This is a genomic window from Conexibacter sp. CPCC 206217 (assembly GCF_030646165.1).
Classification (GTDB): domain Bacteria; phylum Actinomycetota; class Thermoleophilia; order Solirubrobacterales; family Solirubrobacteraceae; genus Conexibacter.
In genome coordinates this window covers 32,897-56,505 of the sequence record NZ_JAUTDO010000007.1, presented here as the reverse complement: position 1 = coordinate 56,505, position 23,609 = coordinate 32,897, and the positions used below count along the sequence as shown (strand labels likewise).

The following is a 23,609-nucleotide window of genomic DNA, read 5'->3' as shown; positions in this document are numbered from 1 at the left end:
GGATTCACCGCGCTCCCGCCCTGTCGAGCAGCTTGAACTTCTGCAGCTTGCCGGAGGCCGTGCGCGGCAGCGGCGGCTGCACGCGCAGCTCCCACAGCTTCGGCAGCTTGTAACGGGCGACCTGGCCCGCGAGGTGGTCGTGCAGCTCCTGCTCGCTCGTGGAGCCGTCGGCGTCGAGCACGACGACGGCCTTCACGACCTCGCCCCAGCTCGGGTCCGGCACGCCGACGACGGCCGACTCGATCACCGCCGGGTGGCGGTCCAGCACCTGCTCGACCTCGACCGGGTAGACGTTCAGCCCGCCGCTGATGATCAGGTCCTTCGAGCGGCCGGAGATGAACAGGTAGCCGTCGCCGTCGAGGTGGCCGAGGTCGCCGGTGTGCAGCCAGCCGCCTCTCAGCGTCGCCGCCGTCGCGTCGGGCAGGCCGTGGTAGCCGATCATCGTCGCCGGTGAGCGGGTCAGGATCTCGCCGACCTCGCCCGCTGGCAGATCGCGGTCCTCGGCGTCCACGACGCGCACCTGCGAAACGCAGTTCGCCTTGCCCGCCGAGCCCATCTTGGCGACCACGTCCTGCGGCTCCAGCAGCGTCACCAGCGACGGGAACTCGCTCATCCCGTAGACCTGCAGGACCGTGACACCCGGCAGCCGCTCGCCCATCTCCTCCATCAGGTGGACCGGCACGGCGGCGCCACCGGCGATCGCGACGCGCAGCGAGCTGAGGTCGCGCCGCTCGATCCCCTCCAGCGCGAGGATCCGCGCCATCACGGTCGGCACGAGCGCGACGTGGGTCGCGCCGTGACGCTCGACCAGGTCGCAGAAGCGCTCGGCGCTGAACGGCTCGTCGGTCGGGTTGACGACCGCCGTGCCGCCCGACCACAGCGTCTCCAGGCAGAGCGAGTGGAAGCCCGCGACCCAGCTCAGCGCCGGCAGGCAGAGGTAGACCGCCGTCTCGTCCAGCATGAAGTGCTGACGCTGGGAGATCGCGTTCCACATCACCGTCGAGTGGGTGTGCTCGGCGCCCTTCGGGAAGCCGGTCGTGCCGGAGGTGTACTGCAGCAGGAAGAGGTCGTCGGCGCCCACGTCGGGCCGCACCGCCAGCGGCGCGGGCGCGAGCAGGCGCTCGTAGGGCGTCGTGTCCGCGCGCGTGTCGCCGATCGCGCCGAACCGCTCGCCGCCCGCCGGCCGCACGCCGCCGATCGCGACGTAGCGGAGGTCGCCGGCGTCGCCGTCGCTCGCCAGCAGCTCGCGCACGCCCTCGGCGCGCTCCCACAGCTGCTCTTCGGCGACGAACCAGGTCGCGCCGGAGTCCTCGACGATGTACTTGATCTCGTGCGGGGTCAGCAGGTGGTTGACCGGCACCAGCACGCCGCCCAGGCGCGCGAGCGCGAAGAACAGCTCGAACCACTCCAGCCGGTTGTGCATCAGCACGCAGCAGCGGTCGCCCTGCTGGAAGCCGGCGGCGGAGAGCCCGGCGGCGAGCCGCTCGGCGCGCCCCTCCAGCTCGCCGAACGTGAGCGACTGCTCGCCGTAGCGCACGGCGGTGCGGTCGCGCTCGCGCTGCGTCGGCTTGGAGACGATCTCGGAGATCGTGTAGACGCTCATCGCGCGCTCCCTCCTCCCCCGGCCGCTGCGTCCAGCAGCCGCTCGGGTTCGCTCAACAGCTCGCCGAAGGCGGTCTGGAAGCGCCCGGCGGTCTCGCCGTCGACGACGCGGTGGTCGATCGTCAGGCTGGAGTACATGACGGTGCCGACGGCCAGCTCGCCGTTGCGCACGACGGGGCGCTCGATGAAGGCGCCGGTGCCGACGATGCCGACCTGGCCCTGCACGAGGATCGGCGTCGCGAAGTGCGAGCCGTAACTGCCGATGTTCGTCACCGTGAAGGTGCCGCCGGACAGCTCCTCCAGCGTCAATTCACCTGCGCGCGCTCGCTTGACGAGCGCATCCACGCGGGCATGCAGCCCGGCCAGTGACAGCCTGTCGGCGTCGTGCACGACCGGCACCATCAGGCCGTCCGCGATCGCGACCGCGATGCCGATGTTGACGGAGGTGTGCGTGACGAGCCTGTCGTCAGCGGTCAGCGACGCGTTGAGCTGCGGTACTGCCCGCAGCGCCAGCGCGCTGGCGCGCACGAACAGGTCGGTGAAGCTCGGCCGGAACCCGAGCGCCCCGGCCCAGCGCACGCCGGCCTTGCGCAGCGCGACGAGGTCGGTCACGTCGTGCTCGCGCACGTCGGTGATCTGCGCCGTCTCCTGCAGGCTCGCCTGCATCCGCAACGCGATCCGGCGGCGCATCGGGGAGAGCGGGGCGTCCTGCGGGGGAACGGTGGGCGCCGTCGTCGCCGCGGCGGCCGTCGCGGGGGCGGCCGCGACCGGTGGCGCGGCGGGCGCCGCACCGTTCCCGTTTGCGGCGCGCGTCGCCATCGCCGCCTCGACATGTCGCTTGCGGATCGCTCTGCCGGGCGCGAGCGCGACCAGCTCGGACAGCTCGATGCCGTGTGCGCGCGCCATCCGCCGGGCGACCGGCGTCGCGAGCGGCTCGCCGCGACGGCGTTCTGCGAGCACGCCGCGGTCGGCCGAGCCGCTCGCGGCGGCCGCGGATGCGGCGCGATCGGCCGAGCCGCTCGCGGCGGCGCCGGCCGGCTCGCTGGCGGAAGCGGCGGCGGCCGCGGGCGCGGCGGGAGCGGCCGCCGCTGCGGCATCCCCACCGATCCGCGCCAGCACCGCGCCGACCGCATGCTCCTCCCCAGCCGCCGCGACCAACGCGATCGCGCCGGCGGCGGGGGCTTCGAGGTCGGTCGTGACCTTGTCGGTCTCGATCGTCGCGACCGGCTGGCCGGCGTCGACCTCGTCGCCGTCGGCGACCAGCCAGTCGGTCAGCAGGCCGCTCTCCATCTCCGGCCCGAGCTTGGGCAGCGTCAGTTCGACAGCCATCGCCTAGCCCTCGACCAGCTCGCGCACCGTGCTCGCGATCGAGTCGGCGCTCGGGAACAGGAACTGCTCGGCGCGACCGAGCGGGATCGGCGCCCAGGCGCCGCCGAGCCGGCGCACCGGCGCGTCCAGCTCGTAGAGGCACTCCTCCGCGATCGTCGCCGCGATCTCCGCACCGAAGCCCGACAGCTTCGGCGCCTCGTGGACGATCACGACGTTGCCCGTCTTCGCGACCGACGTGAGGATCGTCTCGGTGTCGAGCGGCAGCAGCGTGCGCGGGTCGACGACCTCGACGGAGATCCCGTCGCGCGCCAGCAGCTCGGCCGCCCGCAGGCTCTCGCCGACCATCCGTCCGGTCGCGACGATCGTCGCGTCGCCGCCGCCGCGCTTGACGTCGGCCTTGCCGATCGGCAGCACCTCGCCGGCCGCAGGGATCGGCCCCTTGTCGCCCAACAGCGACTTCGTCTCGACGAACACGACCGGGTCCTCGTCGCGGATCGCCGCCTTCAGCAGCCCCTTCGCATCGGCCGGCGTCGACGGCTGGATCACCTTCAGGCCGGGCACGTGCGTGAACCACGCCTCCAGCGACTGCTCGTGATGCGCGCCGATTCTGAAGCCGGCGCCGCCGAGCGTGCGCACGACGAGCGGCACGCCGATCGCGCCGCCGGACAGGTAGCGCGTCTTCGCCGCCTGGTTGGCGAGCGCATCCACGACGAGCGCCATGAAGTCCATGAACATGATCTCCAGCACCGGCCGCATGCCGTTGATCGCGGCGCCGACGGCGAGGTTCGCGAGGCCCTCCTCGGAGATCGGCGCGTCGCGCACGCGCTCGCCGCCGTATCTGTCCCACAGCCCGCGCGTGAGCCCGAAGACGCCGCCGGAGCGGCCGATGTCCTGGCCCAGCAGGCAGACGCGCTCGTCGCGCTCCAGCTCCTCGTCGAGCGCTTGCGTGATCGCCCAGCGCATGTTGAGCGTGTCGGTGGGGCGCTTCGCCGCAGTCGCCTCAGGCATCCCCGGCCTCCTCGTGGTAGACGCCGCCGAGCACGTCCTCGGCAGTCGGCAGCGGACGCGACGCGGCCCACGTCAGCGCGTCGGAGACGACCTCGCGCGCGGACGCGTCGATCGCCGCCAGCACGTCGTCGGTGACGCCGCGCTGCGCGCTCAGCCGCCGCCGGTACGCCGGGACGGGATCGGTCGCCGCCAGCAGCGCCGGCTCGTCGTCGGGCCGGTAGTCCTGCGGGTCGCCCTCCCAGTGGCCGCGGCGGCGGATCATCTTCGCCTCCACCAGCGACGGCTGCCCGCCGCGGGCGAGCGCGACCGCGCGGGTCAGGGCGTCCGTCAGCGCCTCGGGGTCGTGCCCGTCGACGACCTCGCCCGGCATCCCGTAGCCGGCCGCCCGGTCGGCGATGTTCTCGACGCCGATGAAGTCGCTGATGCGCGACAGCTCGACGTACTGGTTGTTGTCGCACAGGAAGACGACCGGCAGCCGCCAGATCGCGGCGAGGTTCAGCGCCTCGTGGAAGGCGCCGCGGTTGGCGGTGCCGTCGCCGAAGCTGACGAGCGTGACCTCGTCGACACCGCGCATCTTCGACGCGTACGCGACGCCCGCGCCGAGCGGGATGTTCGACCCCAGCACGCCGGTCATGCCATAGATGCGGTGCGCGACGGAGGAGACGTGCGTCTCGCCGCCGCGCCCTCTGCTGGCGGCGTCGACGGTCCCGAACACCTCGGCGACGATCGCGCGCACGCTCATCCCCTTGCCGAGCTGCTCGGGGCGCGAGCGGTAGTGCGGCACGAGGTGGTCGTCCTCGCGCAGCGCCAGCGCGACCGCGCCGGCGAGCGCCTCGTGCCCTTCGCACGAGTGGATCCACCCCGGCAGCCCGCCGTCCGCGTACGTTCTCGCGAGCTGCACCTCCAGCTCGCGCGACGTCGACATCAGGCGGTACGTCGAGATCGCCTGATCGTCGCTCAGCCGCGCGCTGCCGACGGCGCTCCCGGTGCCGGCGCCCGCCACGGTCTCCTCCTGCGCCGTCACGACGGGAGCACCGCTCCCTTGAACTCGCGCGGCCAGTAGTTCGCGGCGGCGAGCCCCTCCAGCGCCGCGCCATAGGGCAGCACGTTGTTGAGGTGGTCCTTCCAGACGGCGCCGAACGCGCGGCGCGTGAGGCGGCGGGTCAGCTCCGGCTTCTCGAGGATCCCCTGCGCGATCTCGTAGGCGCGCGGCAGCAGGTCCTCCTTCGGCATCAGCTCGGCGACGAGGCCGAGGTCCTTCGCCTCCTGCGCGCTCAGCACCTGGCCGGTGTACATCAGATAGCGCGCGCGGTTCATGCCCAGCAGCAGCGGCCAGATCACCTGCACGCCGTCGCCGGGGACGAGACCGTTGGGGAAGTGCGGTTGGTCGGCGAAGGCGGATCTGTCGGACGCCAGCACGACGTCGCACAGCAGCGCCATCTCGGCGTGGATCGTCGCCGGGCCGTTGACGGCCGCGATCATCGGCGCGTCGATGTCGATGTGGTTGTAGATCAGCCGCAGCACGTACGGCAGGATGTAGCCGCCCCACGTCTGCGCCGGCAGCGCGTCGAAGTCGGCGCCGAGGTCCTCGTGGTGAATGAAGGTGTCACCTGTGCCGGTGAGCACGATCACCTGGTTCTCGGGATCGTTGCCGATGTCGACGAACGCCTTGCCGAGCTCGTCGTCCGGTCTCATCCCCCAGATCAGGTCTCTGCCCTCCGAGTGCATCGTCATCGTGAGGATGCCGTCGTCGGTGCGCTCGAATCTGTAGTTCTCGTACTTGTCCTCGTACGACTCGAATGCTGTCGCCATCGCGTTCGCCTCTCTCTCCGCTTGCCCGTTTACGAACCTTGAACCAGCCGTCTGCACCGCGCGAGCGGCGTCAGGCGACGCCCCAGCCGCCGTCGACGGCGATCACCTGGCCAGTGATGTATTGCCCATCCGCGGAGAACAGGTGCGCGATCGACGCCGCGATGTCCTCCGGTGCGCCGAAGCGGCCGATCGGGATCCCCGCCGCCATGTCGTCCAGCAGCGACTGCTCGATCCCGTCCTGGATCGCGGTGCGGATGAAGCCCGGGGCGATCGCGTTCACCGTGACGCCCTGTCTGACGTACTCGATCGCGACCTGGCGCGTGAGCGCCGCGATGCCGCCCTTGGAGGCGGTGTAGGCGAGCAGGCCGGGGATGCCGATGATCGCCGCCTCCGAGGCGATGTTGACGATCACGCCGCTGCCGCGCTGGAGCATCGTCGGGAGGACCGCTCTCATGCCGAGCCATGGTCCCTTCAGGTTGATCGAGATGATCCGCTCCCAATCCTCCAGGTCCTGCCCGAGCGCGGTGTCGTCGCCCTTCGCGACGACGCCGGCGATGTTGGCGAGCAGGTCGACGTCGCCGAAGCGCTGCTTCGCCTCGGCGACCGCGCCCTCCCAGGCCGCGGGCTCGCGCACGTCCATCGCGTAGGCGGCGGCCGCGTCGCCGATGCCCGACGCGGTCGCGTCGGCGTTGGCGACGTCGCAGCACAGCACCTGCGCGCCCTCGGCGGCGCAGCGCTGCGCGGTCGCGCGGCCGATGCCGGACCCCGCGCCGGTGACGATGGCGATCTTCCCGGACAGCTTCATGCGTTCTCCTCCCTCTGTGACGTGCACAGCGATGGTTCGGTTCAAGTGGTGGTGGCGGGCTGCGGTCTGCGGCCGCGCGGGCGCCAGAAGCCGCCCAGCAGCGCACGCGTTCTGGCGCGCGCCTCCCTGTCGATCGCGAACTCGATCACGATCGCCAGCAGCAGCAGGCCGCCGGTCGCCAGCTGCTGCGTGTCCTCCGCCGCGCCCTCGTTGGTGAGGCCGACGACGAACGACTCCAGGATCAGCACGCCGAGCGCGACGTTCAGCATCGTTCCGCGCCCGCCGTAGAGGCCGATCCCGCCGATCAGCGCCGCGGTGACGGCGAGCAGCAGCAGGCTCGAGAACGCCTGCGAGCTGCCGGAGCCGGCGACGATCGAGGAGATCGCGCCCGCGAGGCTGGCGGTCGCGCCCGACAGCGCGAAGGCGAGGATCAGCGGCCGTCTCTGCGCGACGCCGGCCGCGGCCGACTCCTGCCGTGCCCCGCCGATCGCGTAGATCTCGCGGCCGTAGCGGCTGACGGCGAGCGCGCCGCCGACGATGATCATCACGCCGATCGTGATCAGGCTGTAGGGCGAGAAGATCCCGAAGCGCTCGATCAGCGTGTCGGACTGGTCGAGTCTGTCGATCGGCAGCAGCACCGCCTGGCTGTCGGTCAGCACGTTGGCGACGCCGCGCAGCGCGAACAGCATCCCGATCGTGAAGACGACCGAGTTGATTCTCAGCCACGCGATCGCGGTCCCCTGCAGGGCGCCGTAGATGCCGCCGAAGATCGTCGTCAGGACGATCGCCGGGACCAGCCCGAGCCCGGCCAGCTTGACCGCGATGATGCCGGCGACGGTCGCGACGGAAGCGGCCGACAGGTCCAGCTCGCCCGCGATCATCGCGACGCCGACGCCGACCGCGACGAGGCCGAGGAAGGCGAAGCCCTGCAGCACGCTGAAGAGCGAGTCCTCGTTCGCGAAGCCGGAGTCCAGCAGCGAGAAGACGATCCAGACGATCGCCAGCATGGCGATCCGCGCCGCGACGTCGACCGTGCCGAGCGTCCGGCGCAGCGCGTGAAGCGAGCCGTTCATCGGGCGTTCCTCCGCTGTCGCATGATGTGGAAGGCGGTGACGGCGAGCACGACGACGACGCCCTGGATCGTCAGGCGCACGCCGTAGGAGTAGTCGTGCAGCACCATGAAGTTGGCCAGCGTCGCGATGAACAGCGCGCCGAGCGCGGTGCCGGCCGGCGACCCTTCGCCGCCCTGCAGCGCGGCGCCGCCGACGAGCACCGCGGCGAGCGCGTCGAACGTGAGGTCGTCGAACTGGCCGCCGTCGGCGCGGTTGAACTGCGTCACGGTGAGGACCGCGACGACCGCGCAGCAGGCGGCCGAGATCGAGAACGCGAGCACGGTCGCGCGGCGGAAGCTGAGGCCGGTCGCGGCCGCCGTCAGGCGGTTGGAGCCGACCAGCATCAGCGCGCGGCCGGCGCGGTGACGGGCGAGGAAGACGACCGCCAGGATCGCGATCACGACGAACGCGTAGGTCGGGATCGGGAAGCCGAGCGGGCGCGAGTCGCCGAGCCAGTCCAGCGACGTCGAGCCGGTCGCGATCCCCTTGCCGCCGGCGATGATCCCGGTCAGGCCGGCGAGCGCGCCGCCGGCGCCGAGCGTCACGATGATCGGGTTGGCGCCGGCCGCGACGACGACCCCCTGCGCGCAGCCGATCGCCACCGCCAGCGCCAGCACGACCAGCAGCGCGAGGCCGGCGGGCCAGCCGTCGCGCAGCATCATCGCGAAGACGACGCCGCAGGCGGCGGCCGTCTGGCCGAGCGACAGCGAGAAGAAGTTGCCCGACAGCGTCACGAACGTGAGCCCGATCGCGACGATCGCGGTCAGCGCCGCCGCACGCACGATCGCGCGCAGGTTGTCGACGTCGAGGAAGTTGTCGGTCGTCGCGATGCTGAGCACGACGAGGACCGCCAGCAGCACCAGCAGCGTCATCGTCTCCGGGCTCGCGAACGCGCCGAGCCGCAGCGCGCGGCGCGGGGCCGCTGGAACGGCGCCGGGCGAGGGCGATCCGGGCGTGCGCTGCATGCCGGTCGCGCTCATGCCGCCACCGCCCGCGGGCCGTGCGTCACGTCCGCCATCAGCTCCTCCTCGCGCAGCTGCGCCGCGTCGATCCGCCGCACCATCCGGCCGCGGTAGAAGGTCATCACGGTGTCGGACAGGCCGAGCACCTCCGACAGGTCCGAGGAGGCGAAGACGATCCCCATCCCCTCCTGCGCCAGGCGCCGCAGGTGGCCGTAGATCTCCGCGCGCGCGCCGACGTCGACGCCGCGCGTCGGCTCCTCGACCAGCAGCACGGCCGGCGCGATCCCGAGCCACTTGCCGACGGCGACCTTCTGCTGGTTGCCGCCGGACAGGTTCGCGACCAGCGCCGACAGCTTGTCCGCGTTGATCTGGAAGCTGCCGGCAAGTCTGTCCGACAGCTCGCGCGAGCGTGTCCGCGAGAACCAGCCGTGCGGCGTGACCTCGTCGAGCGCCGGCGCGGTCAGGTTGTCCGCGACCGAGCGGCGGGCGAAGATCCCGTCGCGCTTGCGGTCCGCCGAGCAGTAGGCGATCCCGGCGCGCATCGCGTGTGCCAGCGAGGCCCCGCTGACGTCGTTGCCGGCGACCTCGACGGTCCCGTCGGTGATCGGCCGCGCGCCCGCGATCGCCTGCAGCACGTTGCCGACGCCGCTGCCGATCTGCCCGGCCAGGCCGACGATCTCGCCGTGGCCGACGACGAGGTCGACCGGCTGCGCGATCCCGTCCGCGAGCAGGCCGGTGACCTCCAGCAGCGGCGCGCCGCGCTCGCTTGCTCGCGGCGGATACATCGTCTGCAGCGAGCGGCCGAGCATCCGCTCGATCAGCCCGTCGACGTCGGTCTCGGCGACCGTCACCGGCGGCTGCGTGACGCCGTCGCGGATGACGGTCGCGCGGTCGGCGATCTCGAACACCTCGCCGAGGCGATGGGTGACGTAGATGACGCCGCGACCGCGCGTGACGAGCCGGCGCACCAGCGCCAGCACGCCCGCGATCTCGACGTCCGACAGCGCCGCCGTCGGTTCGTCGAAGATCAGGATGCGCGCGTCGCGCGCCAGCACGCGCGCGATCTCGACGAGCTGGCGCTCGCCGACCGACAGCTCGCCGACCGGCAGGTTGCGGCGCACTGGATCGAGCCCGACCTCGTCGAGGTGGGGCGCGGCCAGGCGCCGCAGCCGGCTCTGCGTCCACGGCCCCTTCAGGCCGCTCCCGAGAAAGACGTTCTCGGGAGCGGTCAGCGCGGGGACGAGGCTGAACTCCTGGGTGACGACGGCGATGCCCGCCGCGCGCGAGCGGGCGGCGCTGCCGAGCGCCTCCGCCTGCCCGTCGATCGCGACGCTGCCCGCGTCGCGGTCGACGAGGCCGGCGAGGATCTTCACCAGCGTGCTCTTGCCGCCGCCGTTCTCACCGAGGAAGGCCATCACCTCGCCGGCGCTCAATTCGAAGTCCACCGCTCTCAGCGCTCTGACCGCGCCGTAGGACTTCTGCACGCCTCTGATCTCAACGAGCATGCCGGTCATGAGTCAGTCGCTCATCTGGCGCAGAGCTCGTCCGCCGTCTGTCCCCACAGTCTGGACTCGGCGACGATTCTCTTGTTCTCGGCCGGGCTCTTGCCGGCCTCGATCGCCGGCAGCGGCATGTAGTTGTAGTAGGCCAACTCGGCCGGCAGCTCGGGGACCGTGTCGGGGTCGGCCGGGAGCGTGTACTCGGTGTCGGTGCCGGTCGTTCTGCCGCCGTTCTCCAGCACCTTCGCGAGCACCTGCGCCGCAGTCTGCCCCTCGATCGACGGGCTCTGCAGGATCGTCCCGTACTCCGCACCCGAATTGATCAGGTCGAAGTTCGTCTGACAGTTGCCGGTCACGACGCCGACGTCTCTGCCCGGGGTGAGGCCGGACTCTCTCAGCGCCTTGATCGCGCCGATCGCCGGGAACTCGCTGACTGCGATGACGAAGTCGATCCCTCTGTCCTTCAGCCCCGGCAGCGCCTGGGAGACGTCTCTGTAGGACTCCTCGGAGGTGAATCTGGTGACGACCGTGCCGACGACGTTGAACGGATCGTCTCTGGTCGCGTCTTCGATCCCTCTGACGCGGTCGATGCCGGCCTGGTAGCCGGGCACGTAGGTGACGATCAGCGCGTTGCCCTCGGGCGAGTGGAATCTCAGGCCGGCCGCTCTGAAGGCGTCGCGCATTCTCAGCGCGAGTCTGCCGGTCGCGACGCCGTCGGCGTAGTCGTTGACGCCGCCGAACGCCTTCACGTATCTCTGCGCCTCGGGCAGCACCTTGTTGTTGGTCTGCACGACCGGTGCGATCTGCGAGAGGCGCCGCACGGACGCGATGCCGGCCGGGTTGTCCGACGGCCACCAGATGAAGCCGGCCGGTCTGTCGCCGCTGGCGATCACCTGCTGGACCTGCTGGTCCTCCTCCGACTGGTCGAAGTTGTTCTCGTAGAATCTCGGCTCGTAGCCGGCTCTCTCGAGGGTGTCCTTCGCCGCCGCCGTCCACATCGCGACGTAGTTGTTGCTCGTCGCCGGGGTGAAGACGACGATGCTCTTGTTCGACGGGTCGCTGGACCCGCTCGTGCTGCCCGAGTCCGCGCCCGCGCCGCTCGCGGCGCCGGTGCTCGACCCGTCGTCGTCACTGCTGCTGCCGCACGCCGCCAGCGCCAGCACCGCCACGCATGCGAATGCGGCCACGCACAACCGCCAGGCTCTCGCCCGCATCTCGACTCTCCTCCGTTCGCGGAGCGGCAGGTGAATTCACGCGATGACGCGCCCTGCGATCACTCCGTTTGACACACCTCTCCGATGCGAGTCTCACACTAACGGGGTCGATTCGAGAATGCAACCCGACTGGACGGTCGGGATGTATCTCGTCGTGAGATTTCCTTCTATAGCTGGCGATCTAGTCCCAACCGACCGGTCGGGAACTGGCATTTGCGCGCTGCTCCCGACTACCCGGTACGCGTCCTGAAATGATCAGTGACCGCATCTGCACAGCCGCTCTCACCAGTGAAGCCGTCGGCGGACATCCTCACTGCAACTGCGCGACGTACTGCAGCTCGGCAAAGCGCCAGGCCCCGATCGACGGCGCCTGCTGACGAGGTACGACCGCGGCGCCGACTTCCAGCGGCAGCGAGGGATCGGCGGAAGCCGAGCACGCGCGCGTGCCCCCGCACCCCCGCCGTTCGACGCCGAGCTGGCAGCTGCCCCGCCTGCCGCGAGCATTCCGAGAAGCGCCGACGCGATCCCCGGCGACGACGACCTGCCGACCGACGGCTGCCACCTCACATTACTGTTATCATCAATGCCATTGTTTTTGGCAGGGGTGCGCGCGCACATGAGGAGAGGAGCGCAATGGCACAGGGCCTACAGGAGGCGGTGATCGTCGAGGCCGTGCGGACGCCGGTCGGCCGCGGCCATCGCGAGAAGGGAATCTTCCGCGACGTCCATCCCGCGGTGCTGCTCGGCGGCTGCTATTCGGCGCTGTTCGCGCGTTCGGGAGTCGACCCTGAGACGGTCGACCACGCGATCTGCGGCTGCGTCTACCAGATCGCGGAGCAGTCGGCCGGGATCACGCGCAACGCGTGGCTGCAGGAGGGCCTGCCCGAGCGGACCGCCGCGACGACCGTCGACGTGCGCTGCGGATCGGGCCAGCAGGCCGTCAACCTTGCGGCGCTGCGGATCGCGACGGGCGTCGACGACGTGGTCGTCGCCGGCGGCGTCGAGCACATGGGCCGCGTCGGCTTTCCGGTCAACCTCGGCGCCCAGGAGCAGTGGGGCCAGGCGTTCACGCCCCAGCTGCTGGAGCGCTACGCGCTCGTTCCGCAGGGCGAGGGCGCCGAGCTGATCGCCGACAGATGGGGCATCAGCCGCGAGGAGATGGACGCGCTGTCGGCTGAATCCCACCGCCGCGCCGCCGCCGCGACCGACTCGGGCGCCTTCGCGCGTGAGCTGCTGCCGACCGTCGGCAGCGGCGCGACGCAGACGGCCGACCAGGGGATCCGGCCCAGCACGACGCCCGAGATCCTGGCCGGGCTGAAGCCCGCGTTCCGGCCCGACGGCCGCGTCACCGCCGGCAACTCGTCGCAGATCTCCGACGGCGCCGCCGCGCTGCTGCTGACCTCCGCGGCGAAGGCCCGCGCGCTGGGCGTGCGCCCGCGCGCGCGGATCGTCGACCAGGTCGTGCTCGGCGTCGACCCGATCACGATGCTGACGGGCCCGATCCCCGCGACCGCGAAGATCCTCGAGCGCAACGGCCTGACGATCGGCGACCTCGACGCGATCGAGATCAACGAGGCGTTCGCCTCGGTCGTGCTGGCGTGGGAGCGCGAGCACCGGCCCGACATGGCGCGCGTCAACCCGCGCGGCGGCGCGATCGCGATCGGCCATCCGCTCGGCTCGACCGGAGCCCGCCTGATCACCACGCTGCTGCACGAGCTGGAGGACCTCGACGGCGAGCTCGGCCTCGTCACGATGTGCTGCGCCGGCGGGATCGGAACCGCGACGCTGATCCAGCGCCTGTGAGCGACACCGCACCGACCATCACGACGACGAGGCTCCCCCATGCCCTTCCACCTCGCTGACACCCACCTCGCGCTGATCGACGAGGCGCGCGCCGTCGCCGCCGTCGTCGCGCCGTTCGCGGCCGAGGCCGACGAGCTGCAGACCGTCCATCCCGGCGTCCGCGACGCGCTCGCCGCCAGCGAGCTGTGGCAGGTGCTCGTCCCCGCCGCCCACGGCGGGCGCTTCGAGACGGTCGACCCGCTCGCCGTCACGGTCGTGCGCGAGGTGCTGATGGGCACCTCGGCGCACCTCGACTCGCTGTTCGCGCTGCAGGGCGTCGGCAGCTACGCGATCACCGCCGGCGGCACCCCGCAGCAGCGCGACGCGTGGCTCCCGCGCGTCGTCACCGGCGAGGCGATCGCGGCGCTCGCGCTGACCGAGCCGGAGGCCGGCTCGGACCTGAAGGCGATCACGACCGCGCTGCGCGCCGACGGCGACGGCCTCGTGCTCGACGGCGCCAAGGCGTTCATCTCCAACGCCGGCGCGGCCGCCTTCTACACCGTGCTCGCGCGCGACGGCGACGGCTACTCGATGGTGCTCGTGCCCGCCGACGCGCCCGGGCTGAGCGTCACGCCCGGCCCGCAGCTGATCTCACCGCACGTGATCGGCGACCTCGCCTTCGACGCCGTCGCGCTGCCCGGCGACGCGCGCCTCGGCGAGCCCGGACGCGGCTTCGACCTCGTGCTCGCGACGCTGTCGATGTTCCGCGTGTCGGTCGCCGGCGCGGCGCTCGGCGTCGCACAGGCGGCGCTGGAGGAAGCGACCCGTCATGCCGCGCGGCGCGAGCAGTTCGGCCGCCCGATGGCGCGCCTCGGCGCGGTCGCCTCGATGCTCGCCGACTCCTGGAGCGAGCTGGAGGCGGCGCGGCTGCTGACCTACGCCGCCGCCGAGCAGGCCGCGGCGGATCCGCTCGCAGCGCTCGAGCGCTGCTCGATGGCGAAGCTGCTGGCGAGCGAGACCGCGGGCAGAGTCGTCGACCGCTGCGTGCAGGTGATGGGCCGCTGGGGCCTGATCCGCGATGCGAAGGTCGAGCGCCTCTACCGCCAGGCGCGGCCGATGCGGATCTACGAGGGCGGCTCCGAGGTCCTGCGGCTCGGGATCGCCCGCGCGCTCGTGCGCGAGCTGGCCGACGACGCCCCCGCCACCGCCTGAGCGGCGGCGGCGGAAGGCGGCGGCCCCGCCGTGCGCGCCTAGCGCACGGCCGGCGCCGCCTTGTCTCTGCGCAGCCCGACGGCGATCTCGCCGATCAGCGCGCGGTGCAGGTCGTTGGAGCCCTCGACGATCTGCAGCACCTTCGCGTCGCGGAACAGGCGGCCGACGCGGTGGTCGGGCGAGACGCCGGCGGCGCCGTGGACCTGGAGCGCGTCGGTGGCGCTGCGCATCGCGACGTCGGTCGCGTGCATCTTCGCCATGCTCGTCAGCTTGCGCGCCCGCTGGCCCGCCTGCAGCGCCCGCGCGCAGTGCTCGACGAGCAGCCGCGACGTCGTCGCCCCGACCTCCATGTCGGTGATCTTCGACTGCACGATCTGGAACTCGGAGATCGGGTGCGAGAACGCCTCGCGCTCGTTCGCGTAGGCGATCGTGTCCTCCAGGCAGGCGGCCGTGACGCCGACGCCGCGCGCCGCGACGCCCAGGCGCCCGCGCTCGACGGCTGTCATCGCCACGTCGAAGCCGGAGCCCTCCTCCCCCAGCAGCGCGTCGGCCGGGACGCGCACCTCGTCGAGCACCACCTCGCCGGTCGACAGCGGGCGGAAGCCGAGCTTGTTCTTGTACGGGTGCAGGCTCATCCCGGGTGTGTCGCGCGGGATCACGAAGGCGCTCACGCCGCCGTGGCGCAGGTCGCGGTCGCGCGTCGCGAAGGTCAGCACGAAGGAGGCGACGTTCAGCCCCGAGATCCATGCCTTGGCGCCGTTGATGACGAAGTCCGAGCCGTCGCGCCGGTAGGTCGTGCGCATGCTCGCGACGTCGCTGCCGGACTGCGGCTCGGTGACCCCCGCGGCGCCGAAGATGCGGCCCTGCGCGAGCGGGCGCAGCCACCGCTCGCGCTGCTCGGGCGTGCCGTAGCGCAGCAGGCTGGCGCCGACCAGGCCCGACGGCAGCGAGGCGAGCGTGCCCATGATGTGGCAGGTCTTCGACAGCTCCTCGATCAGCCGCGCGTAGGTGACGAAGTCGAGCCCCAGCCCGCCCTCGGAGACCGGCACGACGCCACCGAAGAACTGCAGCTCGGACATCCGCTGCAGCAGGTCGAGCGGGAGCGTCTCGGCGAGGTCGTACTCGGCCACGCGCGGCGCGATCTCGCGGCGCGCGAACTCACCGACGGCATCGACGATCGCCTGCTTCTGGGCGTCGTCGAGCTGGGCGCCGCCCTCGGCGGCGGGCTCACTGCTGAGCGACATTCGGCTCTCCCGTTCTCCTCCGCTGCCGTCCCGACGGCGACAGTCAGTATAACTATTACTATACTAGTCAGACTCGTGGAGACGACGGGGTCGTCGTGCGGACCGCTCGCGGCGGCCGGCGATCCGGATCGGAGGAGAGATGGACCTGGGCCTTGAGGGCAGGGTCGCGATCGTGACCGGCGCCAGCCGCGGACTCGGCCGCGCAGCGGCCGTCGCGCTCGCGGCGGAGGGCGCGCACGTGCTCGGCGTCGCGCGCACGACCGGCGACCTCGCCAGCCTCGCGGCGAGCGATCCGCAACGGATCGCGGTCGCCGCCTGCGACATGCGCGACACGGCGCAGGTCGCCGCGCTGCCGGCGCAGGCGATCGAGCGCTTCGGTCGCGTCGACGTCGTCGTGAACAACGCCGGGATCGCACCGGCGGCCAGCTTCGCCGAGCAGGACTGGCAGGTGTGGAACGAGGTGCTGGCCGTCAATGTGACCGCGCCCGCGGTGCTCGCGCAGGCGGCCGGGCGCCACTTCATCGCACAGAGATCCGGAAAGGTGATCAACATCGCCTCGACCTCCGGCGTCCGCGGCAAGCCGTCGCTCGTCGCCTACTCGACCTCGAAGGGCGCGCTGGTGCGCTTCACCGAGGCGCTCTCCGGGGAATGGGCCAGACACGGGATCCAGGTCAACACGATCGCTCCGGGCGCCTTCGACACCGTCGCGCAGGCGGCCGTCACCGGCTCGCCGGAGGTGTTGGAGAAGCGCGTGCGCAAGATCCCGGCGCGGCGCATGGGCGAGGTCGGCGAGTTCGGACCGCTGGTCGCCTTCCTCGCTTCGCCGCTGGCCGAGTTCATCACCGGCGCGACCTACGTGATCGACGGCGGCGAGGTGGCGAAGCTGTGATCGTCGACACGCACGTCCACGTCTGGCCCGACAAGATCGCCAGAGCCGCGCTCGCGCGACCGCAGGAGGACCTCCAGCGCCAGGGCGACGGCACCGAGCGCGGCGCGATCGCCGCGATGGCGAGCGCCGGGATCGACCGCTGCGTCTGCCTCGGCGTCGCGCCGGATCCGAAGCGGGTCGAAGCCGCCAACAGATACGCCGGCTCGCTCGACCCCGCGCACTTCGTCGGCTTCGGCTCGATCCACGCGCGGCTGTCGCCGGAGCAGAACGTCGAGAGCCTGCGCCGCAACGGGCTCAAGGGCGCGAAGGTCCATCCGCTGTTCCAGGGCTACGCGCTCGACGACCCCGGCCTGTGGGCGACGCTCGACGCGATGCAGGGCGAGTTCGCGATCATCGCCCACGTCGGCGAGGGCGACAGCGGCGAGAGCAACACGCGCTGCACGCCGGCGATGCTGAAGGCGCTCGTGCAGCGGTTCCCGCGGCTCGACGTCGTCGCCTGCCACTTCGGCGGCTACCGGCTGCTCGACGAGGTCGAGCGCACGATCGTCGGCCTCCCCGTCTACGTCGACACCTCGTGGCCGCCCGGGTTGTGGAGCCTCGACCGCGCGCGCGTGCGCGCGATCGTCGAGCGCCACGGCCCCGAGCGCGTGCTGTTCGGCTCCGACTGGCCGATGGCCGACCCGGCCAGATGCGTCGCGGCGATCGAAGCGCTCGGCCTCTCCGACGACGACACCGCGGCGGTGCTCGGCGGCAACGCGGCGCGGCTGCTGCGGCTGGAATAGACGGCGCGGCACAGGCGCCGGGGTGCGGGCCGCGCAGCGGCCGCAGGCCCGCCCCCGGCGTTCAGAACGCCATCGCCAGGATGTGGTCGCGCGTGTACTCGTCGGCCAGTTGCGGGTGGTCCGCGCGCAGGTGCTCGTAGGCGCGCTCGACCAGCTCGTCCTCGTCTCTGCCGACGAGGCGCTCGCCGCACGGGCAGTCGAGCCGCAGGGGCCGGGGCGCGGTGTTCGCGTCTTCGCTCATCTCAACCCTTCTCCGGAAACCGTCATACCATTATCATCGCTTCGTGGGCGACAAGGCAACTGCGGCGACGCGGACGCAGGTGCGCCGAGAATCTCGAACTATCAGTAGCATCGTTGTCATGTTGCCCAGCACGCCGGATCCCAACGTCCTCACCAATGAGGACACTGTTCCGATGGGCACGTTTGGAGGAGCCAGATGACGCCAGCGCGGACGTCGACCAGAGCCACCGCGAACACCAGAGCCAGAGCCAGAGCGACGCAGGACGGGCACGCGCCCGTGAGCATGCGCAACGGGCGCGGCGCGCCGCGCTCGCGGCCGCAGAAGACGGCGATGATCGTCGCTCAGCGGATCGTCGCCGACATCGACCGGCTCGACCTCGGCGTCGGCGACCGGCTTCCGCCCGAGCGCGTGATGCTGGAGGAATACGCCGTCGGCCGCGGCACGCTGCGCGAGTCGCTGCGCTTCCTCGAGCTGCAGGGCGTGCTGTCGATCAAGGCCGGCCCGGGCGGCGGTCCCGTCGTCGAGCGGCCCGACGCCTCCAACCTCGCGACGACGCTCGTGCTGCTGCTGCAGTTCTCGCACGGCACCTACCGCACGATCGCCGAGGCGCGCGACCTGCTGGAGCCGATCATGGCGGGGATGGCGGCGGAGCGGATCAGCGACGCGTCGCTGGACGAGCTGCGTGAGACGATCGCCGCGATGGAGGAGGGGCTGGAGCGCAGCGGCGCCTTCCTGGAGGCGAACAAGCGCTTCCACGACATCATCGCGTGGGAGTCCGGCAACGAGCTGTTCGGGCTCGTCGTCGACGCGCTGCTCGGGATCCTCGACGGCACCGCGCTCGGGATCGACTACCCCAGACACCGCCGCGCCGCGATCATCAAGGCGCACCGCGCGATCCTCAGAGCGCTCGAGGCGCACGACCGCGCCGGCGCCGAAGAGGCGATGCGGCTGCACATCGGCGAGTACTTCAACTACGCCAAGCGCAAGTTCCCCGAGGTGCTGACGCAGCCGGTCACCTGGGACTCGCTCGCGCGCGCCTGACGCGCCTCAGATGACCGGCAGCGGCGCGGCCAGCAGCCGCTCGCTGCCGCGCACGAGTCCGGCGAGCCGCTCGGCGTCGCGGTCGATGCCGCCCGCGAGGTAGGCCTCGGCCGCGCGCTCGCCGCCGAACCAGAGGATCTCGACCGCCTCGAAGGCGGCCGGCTCGTCCTCGACCGCGAGGAACGCCTCGCGCCCGCGCGTACCGGCGCCGCGCGCGCCGTCGGCCAGCGCCTCGGCGAGCTGCGCGCGCCCCGCGCCCGGCGCGAGCCGCAGGAAGACGAGCAGCCGCACGATGCCGGCGGGCTCGCCGACGCCCGCGCCCGCGCCCGCGCGAGAGTCCGCACCCGCGGCGAGACCCGTGCCGCGCTCCACTCCCCCGCGCTCGCCCTCGCCGACGATCCGCTCGGTCGTCAGCACGCCGTGGCCGTCCATCGCGCAGAGCAGCGGCTGATCGGCGCGGACGGCGTCGAAGGCGGGCGCGGCGAAGGCGCGCGCGAACGCCGCCCGGTCCGGCGCGTCCATCTCCGAGCAGGCGTCGAAGCCCGGCCACGGCAGCAGCGCGCCGGCGCCGGGGAGGCGGTGGTTCTGCCAGTAGCGCGTCAGCTCCGGCAGTGCGCGCATCGCCTGCGCGTGGTGCGTGCGCCAGTGCCGCTGGAAGGCCGCGACGGTCATCCCAGGGCGGCGCGGAGCGAGTCCGAAGCGTGTCAGCATCCCGTCAGTTAGTATAACCAATGTCATCGTTAGCGAGGAGAGCTGGCCCATGTCCGACGACGTGCTGATCGAGCGCCGCGGCAACGCGACGTGGCTGCGACTCAACCGTCCAGAGCGCCGCAACGCCTACGACGAGGCGATGTGCGCCACGCTCACCGAGGGCGTCCGCGACGCCGTCGGATCCAACGTGATCGTGATCACCGGCAGCGAGGCGGCGTTCTGCGCCGGCGGCTTCCTCGCCAACCTGCAGGAGGCCGACCCGCTCCAGCTGCGCTCGCTGTTCAGCGGCTCGCTGCGGCTGTTCGACGAGATCCGCCGCAGCCCGCGGCCGGTGATCGCCGCCGTCAACGGCGTCGCCGCGGGCGGCGGCAACGAGCTGGTGATCGCCTGCGACTTCGCGATCGCGGCCGAGAGCGCCTGGTTCGGGCAGACCGGCCCGCGCGTCGGCAGCGCGCCGGTCGTCGGCGGCACGAACATGCTCGCGATGTCGATCGGCGAGAAGCGCGCGAAGGAGGTCTCGATGTTGTGCCGCCGCTACCCCGCGCACGAGGCGCTCGAGCTCGGCTGGGTCAACGCGGTCGTCCCCGACGCCGAACTGGAGGCGGAGGTCGACAGATGGTGCGCGGAGCTCGGCGCGCTCAGCCCGCGCTACCTGGAGATCGCGAAGATCTCGTCGAACGTGTGGTGGAACCAGCTCTACGACTCGTTCCTGTCGGGCCTGGGGATGTTGACGCAGGCGGTCGGCTCGGCCGACATGCTGGAGGGCGCGAGCGCCTTCATGGAGAAGCGCAGACCGCAGTTCCCGCAGCCCGGCGACGCGGCCCGGGAGGCGTGATGCCGGCCCTGCGCCCCGACGAGGAGCTGCAGCGGACGGTCGCCGAGAGCGCCCGCGGCAAGATCGTCGCGTGCGACTCGGCGTACGACGTGCGCGCCTTCAACCGCGGCCGCGACGTGATGCTGAACGCCTCCTACAGCGGCGTCCTGCCGGCCCGCTACGTCGGCCGGCACGTCCCGCGCGGCGCGATCGGCGTCGACTGCGCGATCGGCCTGGAGGCGGCCGGGATCTCCGGTCTCTGGTACCTCGAGGCGCTCGGCGTGCCGGCCGCTGCCGCGGACGTCTTCACGGTCGAGCTGGGCCGCGGCGAGAGCCTCTACGAGACCGGCGTCGTCAGCCGCCTCAACGAGGACGCGCGCGGCCGCGGCGTGCGCGAGGGGATGAGCGTGCGCGAGGCGGCGCACCTGATGCTGGAGCGCGACGCGCCGCCCCGCTCGCCGGACGAGATCGACAACCGCGAGGTCGTCGCCGACGGCCGCGACGGCCGCCAGGTCGTCTGCCTCGACTCGATCGCGCTCGGCAGACCCGAGGACCGCGGCCGCAACGTGCTGTGCGGCGCCGGCCACTGCGGCCGCAGCGCGGCGATCTACCTGCGCCACGTCGCCCCGCTCGGCTTCATCGGCTCCGACGGCGGCCGCGGCCGCGACGACTCGGGGATGGCCGGGATCTACGCGGTCGAGCCGGACGGCCTCGCGGTCGCGACCGTCGACGCCCGCACGGCGCGGATGGGCGACGGCCACAGCACCTACGCCGACGGCACGATCAGCGCCGTCAACGCGGTCGCCGAGGCCCTCGGCGTCGCCGTCGGCCAGCCGGCGCGCGAGGCGGCGGCGCTGATGCTCGACGCCTGAGCGCGCGCCGGCCTCAGTCGTCCTGCTCCCAGCGCGGTCTGCGCTTCTCCAGGAACGCCGTGAGGCCCTCGCGCGCGTCCGCGTGGCCGAAGGCGAGCGCGAAGGCGCGCCGCTCGACGCCGATCCCGGCTCTGAGGCCGACCTCGTGGGCGGTCGCGACCGCCTCGCGCGCCAGCCGCTGCGCGGTCGCGGGCCGGCCGGCGATCGTCTGCGCGACCTCCAGCGCGAGCGCGCGCCACTCGCCCTCGGGCGCGATCCGCGAGACGAGCCCGGCGCGCTCGGCCTCGGCGGCATCGAGCAGCCGCCCCGTGAGGATCATGTCCATCGCCAGCGCCCTGCCGATCGCGCGCGGCAGCAGCTGTGTGCCGCCGGCGCCCGGGATCAGCCCGAGCTGCGTCTCGGGCAGCCCGAAGCGGACGCTCGGCGCGGCGACCACGAGGTCGCACGTCATCGCCAGCTCGCAGCCGCCGCCGAGGCAGTAGCCGGAGACGGCGGCGACGGTCGGCGTGCGCAGCGTGCGCAGCGCCTCCCAGTGGCGCGCGCGGTCGCCGTCGTACAGCTCGTGCGGCGTCCGCTCCAGCAGCGCGCGGACGTCCGCGCCGGAGGCGAAGACCTTGTCGGCGCCGGCGATCACGATGCAGCGGACGGCGCCGTCGTCGTCCAGCCGCGCGAGCAGCGGCGCCAGCTCGCCGAGCAGCTCGTCGGTCAGCGCGTTGCGGCGCGCCGGGTCGTCGAGCGTGACCAGCGCGACGGCGCCGTCGCGCTCCAGCCGCAGCGGGCTCCCCTCCCCCGCCATCACTGCGCCCGTCTGCCGTCGGCGTCGTAGTCGTAGAAGCCGCCGCCGGCCTTGCGGCCGATCCGGCCGGCGGCGACCATGTTCTTCAGGCCGACGGTCGGCTGGAAGCGGTCGCCGTAGGCGTCGCTGAGACCGTTGAGCGCATTCAGGAACGTGTCGAGACCGTTCATGTCGCCGAGCTCCAGCGGGCCCATCGGGAAGTTGAAGCCGAGCTTCATCGCGGTGTCGATGTCCTCGGGCGTCGCGACGCCCTCCTCCAGCATCCGCATGCACTCCAGCCGCAGGATCGCGTAGGCGCGACTCGTGATGAAGCCGGGGCTGTCCTTGCGGCAGACGACAACCTGACGGCCGACGTGCTCGCCGAACGCCTTCGCTCGCTCGACGACCTCCGGCGGCGTCAGCAGCCCGGCGATCACCTCCACCAGTCTCATCATCACCGGCGGGTTGAAGAAGTGGATCCCGACGAGGCGGTGGGCCTGATCGCCCATCGACGCGGCCAGCGACGTGATCGACAGCTGCGAGGTGTTGGTGCCCAGCAGCGCGCCGGCCGGCGCCCGCTCGGCGACCTCGGAGAGCAGCTCCTCCTTCAGCGCGCGCACCTCGGTGATCGACTCGATCACGACGTCGGCGCCGTCGACCGCCTGCGCGACCTCGGTCGTGAACGCGATCCGGCCCAGCGCCGCGGCGGCCTCGTCGTCGCTCAGCCGCCCCGCCTTGACGAAGCGCGCGAGGCTGCGCTGCGCCGCGTCGCGCCCTCGCTGCAGCTGCTCGGCGCCGATGTCGCGCACGACGACGTCGTCGCCGGCGGTCGCGGCCAGCTGGGCGATGCTCGCGCCCATCGTTCCCGCTCCCAGGATCGTCACCTTCATCGTTCTCTCCCTCGCCGATTACCAGCCGAACAATTATACTGATTAGCCATCGGACGCGGAAGGCGCGCCGCGCGCCGGCGCCGGCGACGGTCCGGCCGCGAGCAGCCACGCCGCATCGCGCGCCGCCTGGCCGACGCGCACGCCGCGGGCCGCCGCCAACTCGTTGCAGGCGCTGATCACCCCGTCCTCCCACGTGCTGCGCCCGTCGCCCAGGCGCGCCGTCATCACGTCGACGGTCGCGCCCGGGATCCCGATCGCGAGGCCCGCGAGCCCCGAGTCCCCGCGCCCGCGCCCGCCGTCGGAGCAGACGAAGCCGTAGGGCGCCGCTCTGCGGATGTTCGGCGGGCCGGCGAAGCCGCCGGTGCAGAGGACGTTGCGGCCGCGATCCTGCGGCTGCGCCAGCGCGATCGTCGAGAGGCACACGACCGCCCGCCCGCTCGGGTGCTCGGCGACGACCGCGCGCTCGGCGTCGTCGGCGTGCCCGCGCGGCCCGGCGTGCCCACACTGCGCGGCGTCGTCGGCGTCCTCGCCGTCAGCCGGCCCGCGCGGCTCGCGCCCGAGCAGCAGCAGCGCGGCGTCGGCGATCGTCATGCCCTCTGCGACGCCGCACGCGGCGGCCGCTGCGTTGCGGCGGCTGACGATCCCGTTGCAGAGCACGTCGGCGCCGTTCATCAACTCGACGCCGGCGACCGCGGCCGCGACCGCCGGGATCCCGAGCGCCTCCAGGAACCAGAGGCCCGCGATGCCGGCGCCGTCGTAGCCGATCCCGCAGTCCACCCCGATGATCGCGCGCGGCCGGTGCGGCGCCATCACGCGCGCCGGCCAGACGCCGAGGTAGGAGGCCGTCACGACGACGTCGCGCGCGCGGTTGCCCGCGTCTACGTGGTAGGCCGTCGGCATCGAGACGATCCGGCGCCCGCGCCGCTCCAGCTCGACCGTCTGACCGCCGGCCGCGAACAGCGGTCCGCTCGAAGCGATCGTCCTCACCTCCCGCGGGTCGTTCGACCCATCGC

Annotated in this window: 24 protein-coding genes; 7 read left to right on the top strand and 17 right to left on the bottom strand. The window is 72.5% G+C overall.

Translation table 11 applies throughout. The features are described from left to right. Nucleotides 1–4 precede the first annotated feature (4 nt). From Q7L65_RS19385 to Q7L65_RS19335, 11 genes are all read right to left on the bottom strand, one after another. Nucleotides 5–1,603 (bottom strand): class I adenylate-forming enzyme family protein, encoded by a 1,599-nt coding sequence (locus Q7L65_RS19385; RefSeq protein ID WP_304723676.1) that lies wholly within the window; start codon nt 1,601–1,603, stop codon nt 5–7. Beyond that, a complete protein-coding gene (locus Q7L65_RS19380) occupies nt 1,600–2,931 on the bottom strand; it encodes a dihydrolipoamide acetyltransferase family protein (protein ID WP_304723673.1) in 1,332 nt (443 codons plus the stop codon). Before Q7L65_RS19380 ends, Q7L65_RS19385 begins: the two co-directional genes overlap by 4 nt. 3 nt (nt 2,932–2,934) lie before the next feature. Further along, nucleotides 2,935–3,939: an alpha-ketoacid dehydrogenase subunit beta gene (locus tag Q7L65_RS19375; protein ID WP_304723671.1), complete on the bottom strand. Its 1,005-nt coding sequence runs from the start codon at nt 3,937–3,939 to the stop codon at nt 2,935–2,937. After that, a complete protein-coding gene (locus Q7L65_RS19370) occupies nt 3,932–4,963 on the bottom strand; it encodes a thiamine pyrophosphate-dependent dehydrogenase E1 component subunit alpha (RefSeq protein ID WP_304723668.1) in 1,032 nt (343 codons plus the stop codon). The genes Q7L65_RS19375 and Q7L65_RS19370 overlap by 8 nt, the downstream gene beginning before the upstream one ends. Beyond that, on the bottom strand, nt 4,960–5,751 hold the full coding sequence (locus Q7L65_RS19365; RefSeq protein WP_304723667.1) for an enoyl-CoA hydratase/isomerase family protein: 792 nt from the start codon (nt 5,749–5,751) through the stop codon (nt 4,960–4,962). Before Q7L65_RS19365 ends, Q7L65_RS19370 begins: the two co-directional genes overlap by 4 nt. A 70-nt stretch (nt 5,752–5,821) precedes the next feature. Next, nucleotides 5,822–6,556, bottom strand: coding sequence for an SDR family NAD(P)-dependent oxidoreductase (locus Q7L65_RS19360; RefSeq protein WP_304723666.1), 735 nt, complete (start codon nt 6,554–6,556; stop codon nt 5,822–5,824). Nucleotides 6,557–6,597: 41 nt separating this feature from the next. After that, nucleotides 6,598–7,629 (bottom strand): ABC transporter permease, encoded by a 1,032-nt coding sequence (locus tag Q7L65_RS19355; RefSeq protein WP_304723665.1) that lies wholly within the window; start codon nt 7,627–7,629, stop codon nt 6,598–6,600. After that, on the bottom strand, nt 7,626–8,648 hold the full coding sequence (locus Q7L65_RS19350; RefSeq protein ID WP_304723664.1) for an ABC transporter permease: 1,023 nt from the start codon (nt 8,646–8,648) through the stop codon (nt 7,626–7,628). Before Q7L65_RS19350 ends, Q7L65_RS19355 begins: the two co-directional genes overlap by 4 nt. Continuing rightward, a complete protein-coding gene (locus tag Q7L65_RS19345; RefSeq protein ID WP_304723663.1) occupies nt 8,645–10,135 on the bottom strand; it encodes a sugar ABC transporter ATP-binding protein in 1,491 nt (496 codons plus the stop codon). Before Q7L65_RS19345 ends, Q7L65_RS19350 begins: the two co-directional genes overlap by 4 nt. A 20-nt stretch (nt 10,136–10,155) precedes the next feature. After that, on the bottom strand, nt 10,156–11,316 hold the full coding sequence (locus Q7L65_RS19340) for a sugar ABC transporter substrate-binding protein (protein ID WP_304723661.1): 1,161 nt from the start codon (nt 11,314–11,316) through the stop codon (nt 10,156–10,158). Nucleotides 11,317–11,653: 337 nt separating this feature from the next. Beyond that, nucleotides 11,654–11,905 carry a hypothetical protein gene (locus Q7L65_RS19335; protein WP_304723659.1) on the bottom strand — a complete coding sequence of 84 codons (252 nt, stop codon included), beginning with the start codon at nt 11,903–11,905 and terminating at the stop codon, nt 11,654–11,656. A 71-nt stretch (nt 11,906–11,976) separates the two neighbouring features. Between Q7L65_RS19335 and Q7L65_RS19330 the strand changes: the two genes are divergently transcribed. After that, entirely contained in the window at nt 11,977–13,146 is a 1,170-nt protein-coding gene (locus Q7L65_RS19330) for a thiolase family protein (RefSeq protein WP_304723657.1), read from the top strand. A gap of 39 nt (nt 13,147–13,185) precedes the next feature. Beyond that, on the top strand, nt 13,186–14,337 hold the full coding sequence (locus Q7L65_RS19325; protein ID WP_304723655.1) for an acyl-CoA dehydrogenase family protein: 1,152 nt from the start codon (nt 13,186–13,188) through the stop codon (nt 14,335–14,337). A 38-nt stretch (nt 14,338–14,375) separates the two neighbouring features. On the opposite strand, the gene Q7L65_RS19320 is transcribed toward Q7L65_RS19325, so the two are convergent. Continuing rightward, nucleotides 14,376–15,581 carry an acyl-CoA dehydrogenase family protein gene (locus Q7L65_RS19320; protein ID WP_304723650.1) on the bottom strand — a complete coding sequence of 402 codons (1,206 nt, stop codon included), beginning with the start codon at nt 15,579–15,581 and terminating at the stop codon, nt 14,376–14,378. A 139-nt stretch (nt 15,582–15,720) separates the two neighbouring features. On the opposite strand from Q7L65_RS19320, the gene Q7L65_RS19315 reads away from it, so the two are divergent. After that, nucleotides 15,721–16,470 carry an SDR family NAD(P)-dependent oxidoreductase gene (locus Q7L65_RS19315; protein WP_304723648.1) on the top strand — a complete coding sequence of 250 codons (750 nt, stop codon included), beginning with the start codon at nt 15,721–15,723 and terminating at the stop codon, nt 16,468–16,470. Then, nucleotides 16,467–17,252, top strand: coding sequence for an amidohydrolase family protein (locus Q7L65_RS19310; protein WP_304723647.1), 786 nt, complete (start codon nt 16,467–16,469; stop codon nt 17,250–17,252). Before Q7L65_RS19315 ends, Q7L65_RS19310 begins: the two co-directional genes overlap by 4 nt. Nucleotides 17,253–17,313: 61 nt before the next feature. Here the strand turns inward: Q7L65_RS19310 and Q7L65_RS19305 are convergent, their stop codons facing one another. Continuing rightward, nucleotides 17,314–17,493, bottom strand: coding sequence for a hypothetical protein (locus Q7L65_RS19305; protein WP_304723646.1), 180 nt, complete (start codon nt 17,491–17,493; stop codon nt 17,314–17,316). Between the two features lie 330 nt (nt 17,494–17,823). On the opposite strand from Q7L65_RS19305, the gene Q7L65_RS19300 reads away from it, so the two are divergent. After that, on the top strand, nt 17,824–18,534 hold the full coding sequence (locus Q7L65_RS19300) for a FadR/GntR family transcriptional regulator (RefSeq protein WP_370552604.1): 711 nt from the start codon (nt 17,824–17,826) through the stop codon (nt 18,532–18,534). Nucleotides 18,535–18,540: 6 nt separating this feature from the next. Here Q7L65_RS19300 and Q7L65_RS19295 read toward each other — a convergent pair whose 3' ends face one another. Next, a complete protein-coding gene (locus tag Q7L65_RS19295) occupies nt 18,541–19,245 on the bottom strand; it encodes an EthD domain-containing protein (RefSeq protein ID WP_304723644.1) in 705 nt (234 codons plus the stop codon). Between the two features lie 49 nt (nt 19,246–19,294). Between Q7L65_RS19295 and Q7L65_RS19290 the strand changes: the two genes are divergently transcribed. Next, a complete protein-coding gene (locus Q7L65_RS19290) occupies nt 19,295–20,080 on the top strand; it encodes an enoyl-CoA hydratase/isomerase family protein (RefSeq protein WP_304723642.1) in 786 nt (261 codons plus the stop codon). Further along, nucleotides 20,080–20,931 carry a hypothetical protein gene (locus tag Q7L65_RS19285; protein WP_304723641.1) on the top strand — a complete coding sequence of 284 codons (852 nt, stop codon included), beginning with the start codon at nt 20,080–20,082 and terminating at the stop codon, nt 20,929–20,931. The genes Q7L65_RS19290 and Q7L65_RS19285 overlap by 1 nt, the downstream gene beginning before the upstream one ends. Nucleotides 20,932–20,944: 13 nt before the next feature. Here the strand turns inward: Q7L65_RS19285 and Q7L65_RS19280 are convergent, their stop codons facing one another. From Q7L65_RS19280 to Q7L65_RS19270, 3 genes are read right to left on the bottom strand one after another with little or no spacing between them, the layout of a single operon-like run. Further along, nucleotides 20,945–21,727, bottom strand: coding sequence for an enoyl-CoA hydratase-related protein (locus Q7L65_RS19280; protein ID WP_304723640.1), 783 nt, complete (start codon nt 21,725–21,727; stop codon nt 20,945–20,947). Next, nucleotides 21,727–22,596 carry a 3-hydroxyacyl-CoA dehydrogenase family protein gene (locus Q7L65_RS19275; RefSeq protein WP_304723638.1) on the bottom strand — a complete coding sequence of 290 codons (870 nt, stop codon included), beginning with the start codon at nt 22,594–22,596 and terminating at the stop codon, nt 21,727–21,729. Before Q7L65_RS19275 ends, Q7L65_RS19280 begins: the two co-directional genes overlap by 1 nt. Before the next feature lie 42 nt (nt 22,597–22,638). Further along, entirely contained in the window at nt 22,639–23,583 is a 945-nt protein-coding gene (locus Q7L65_RS19270) for a hypothetical protein (RefSeq protein WP_304723635.1), read from the bottom strand. Between the last annotated feature and the right edge of the window lie 26 nt (nt 23,584–23,609).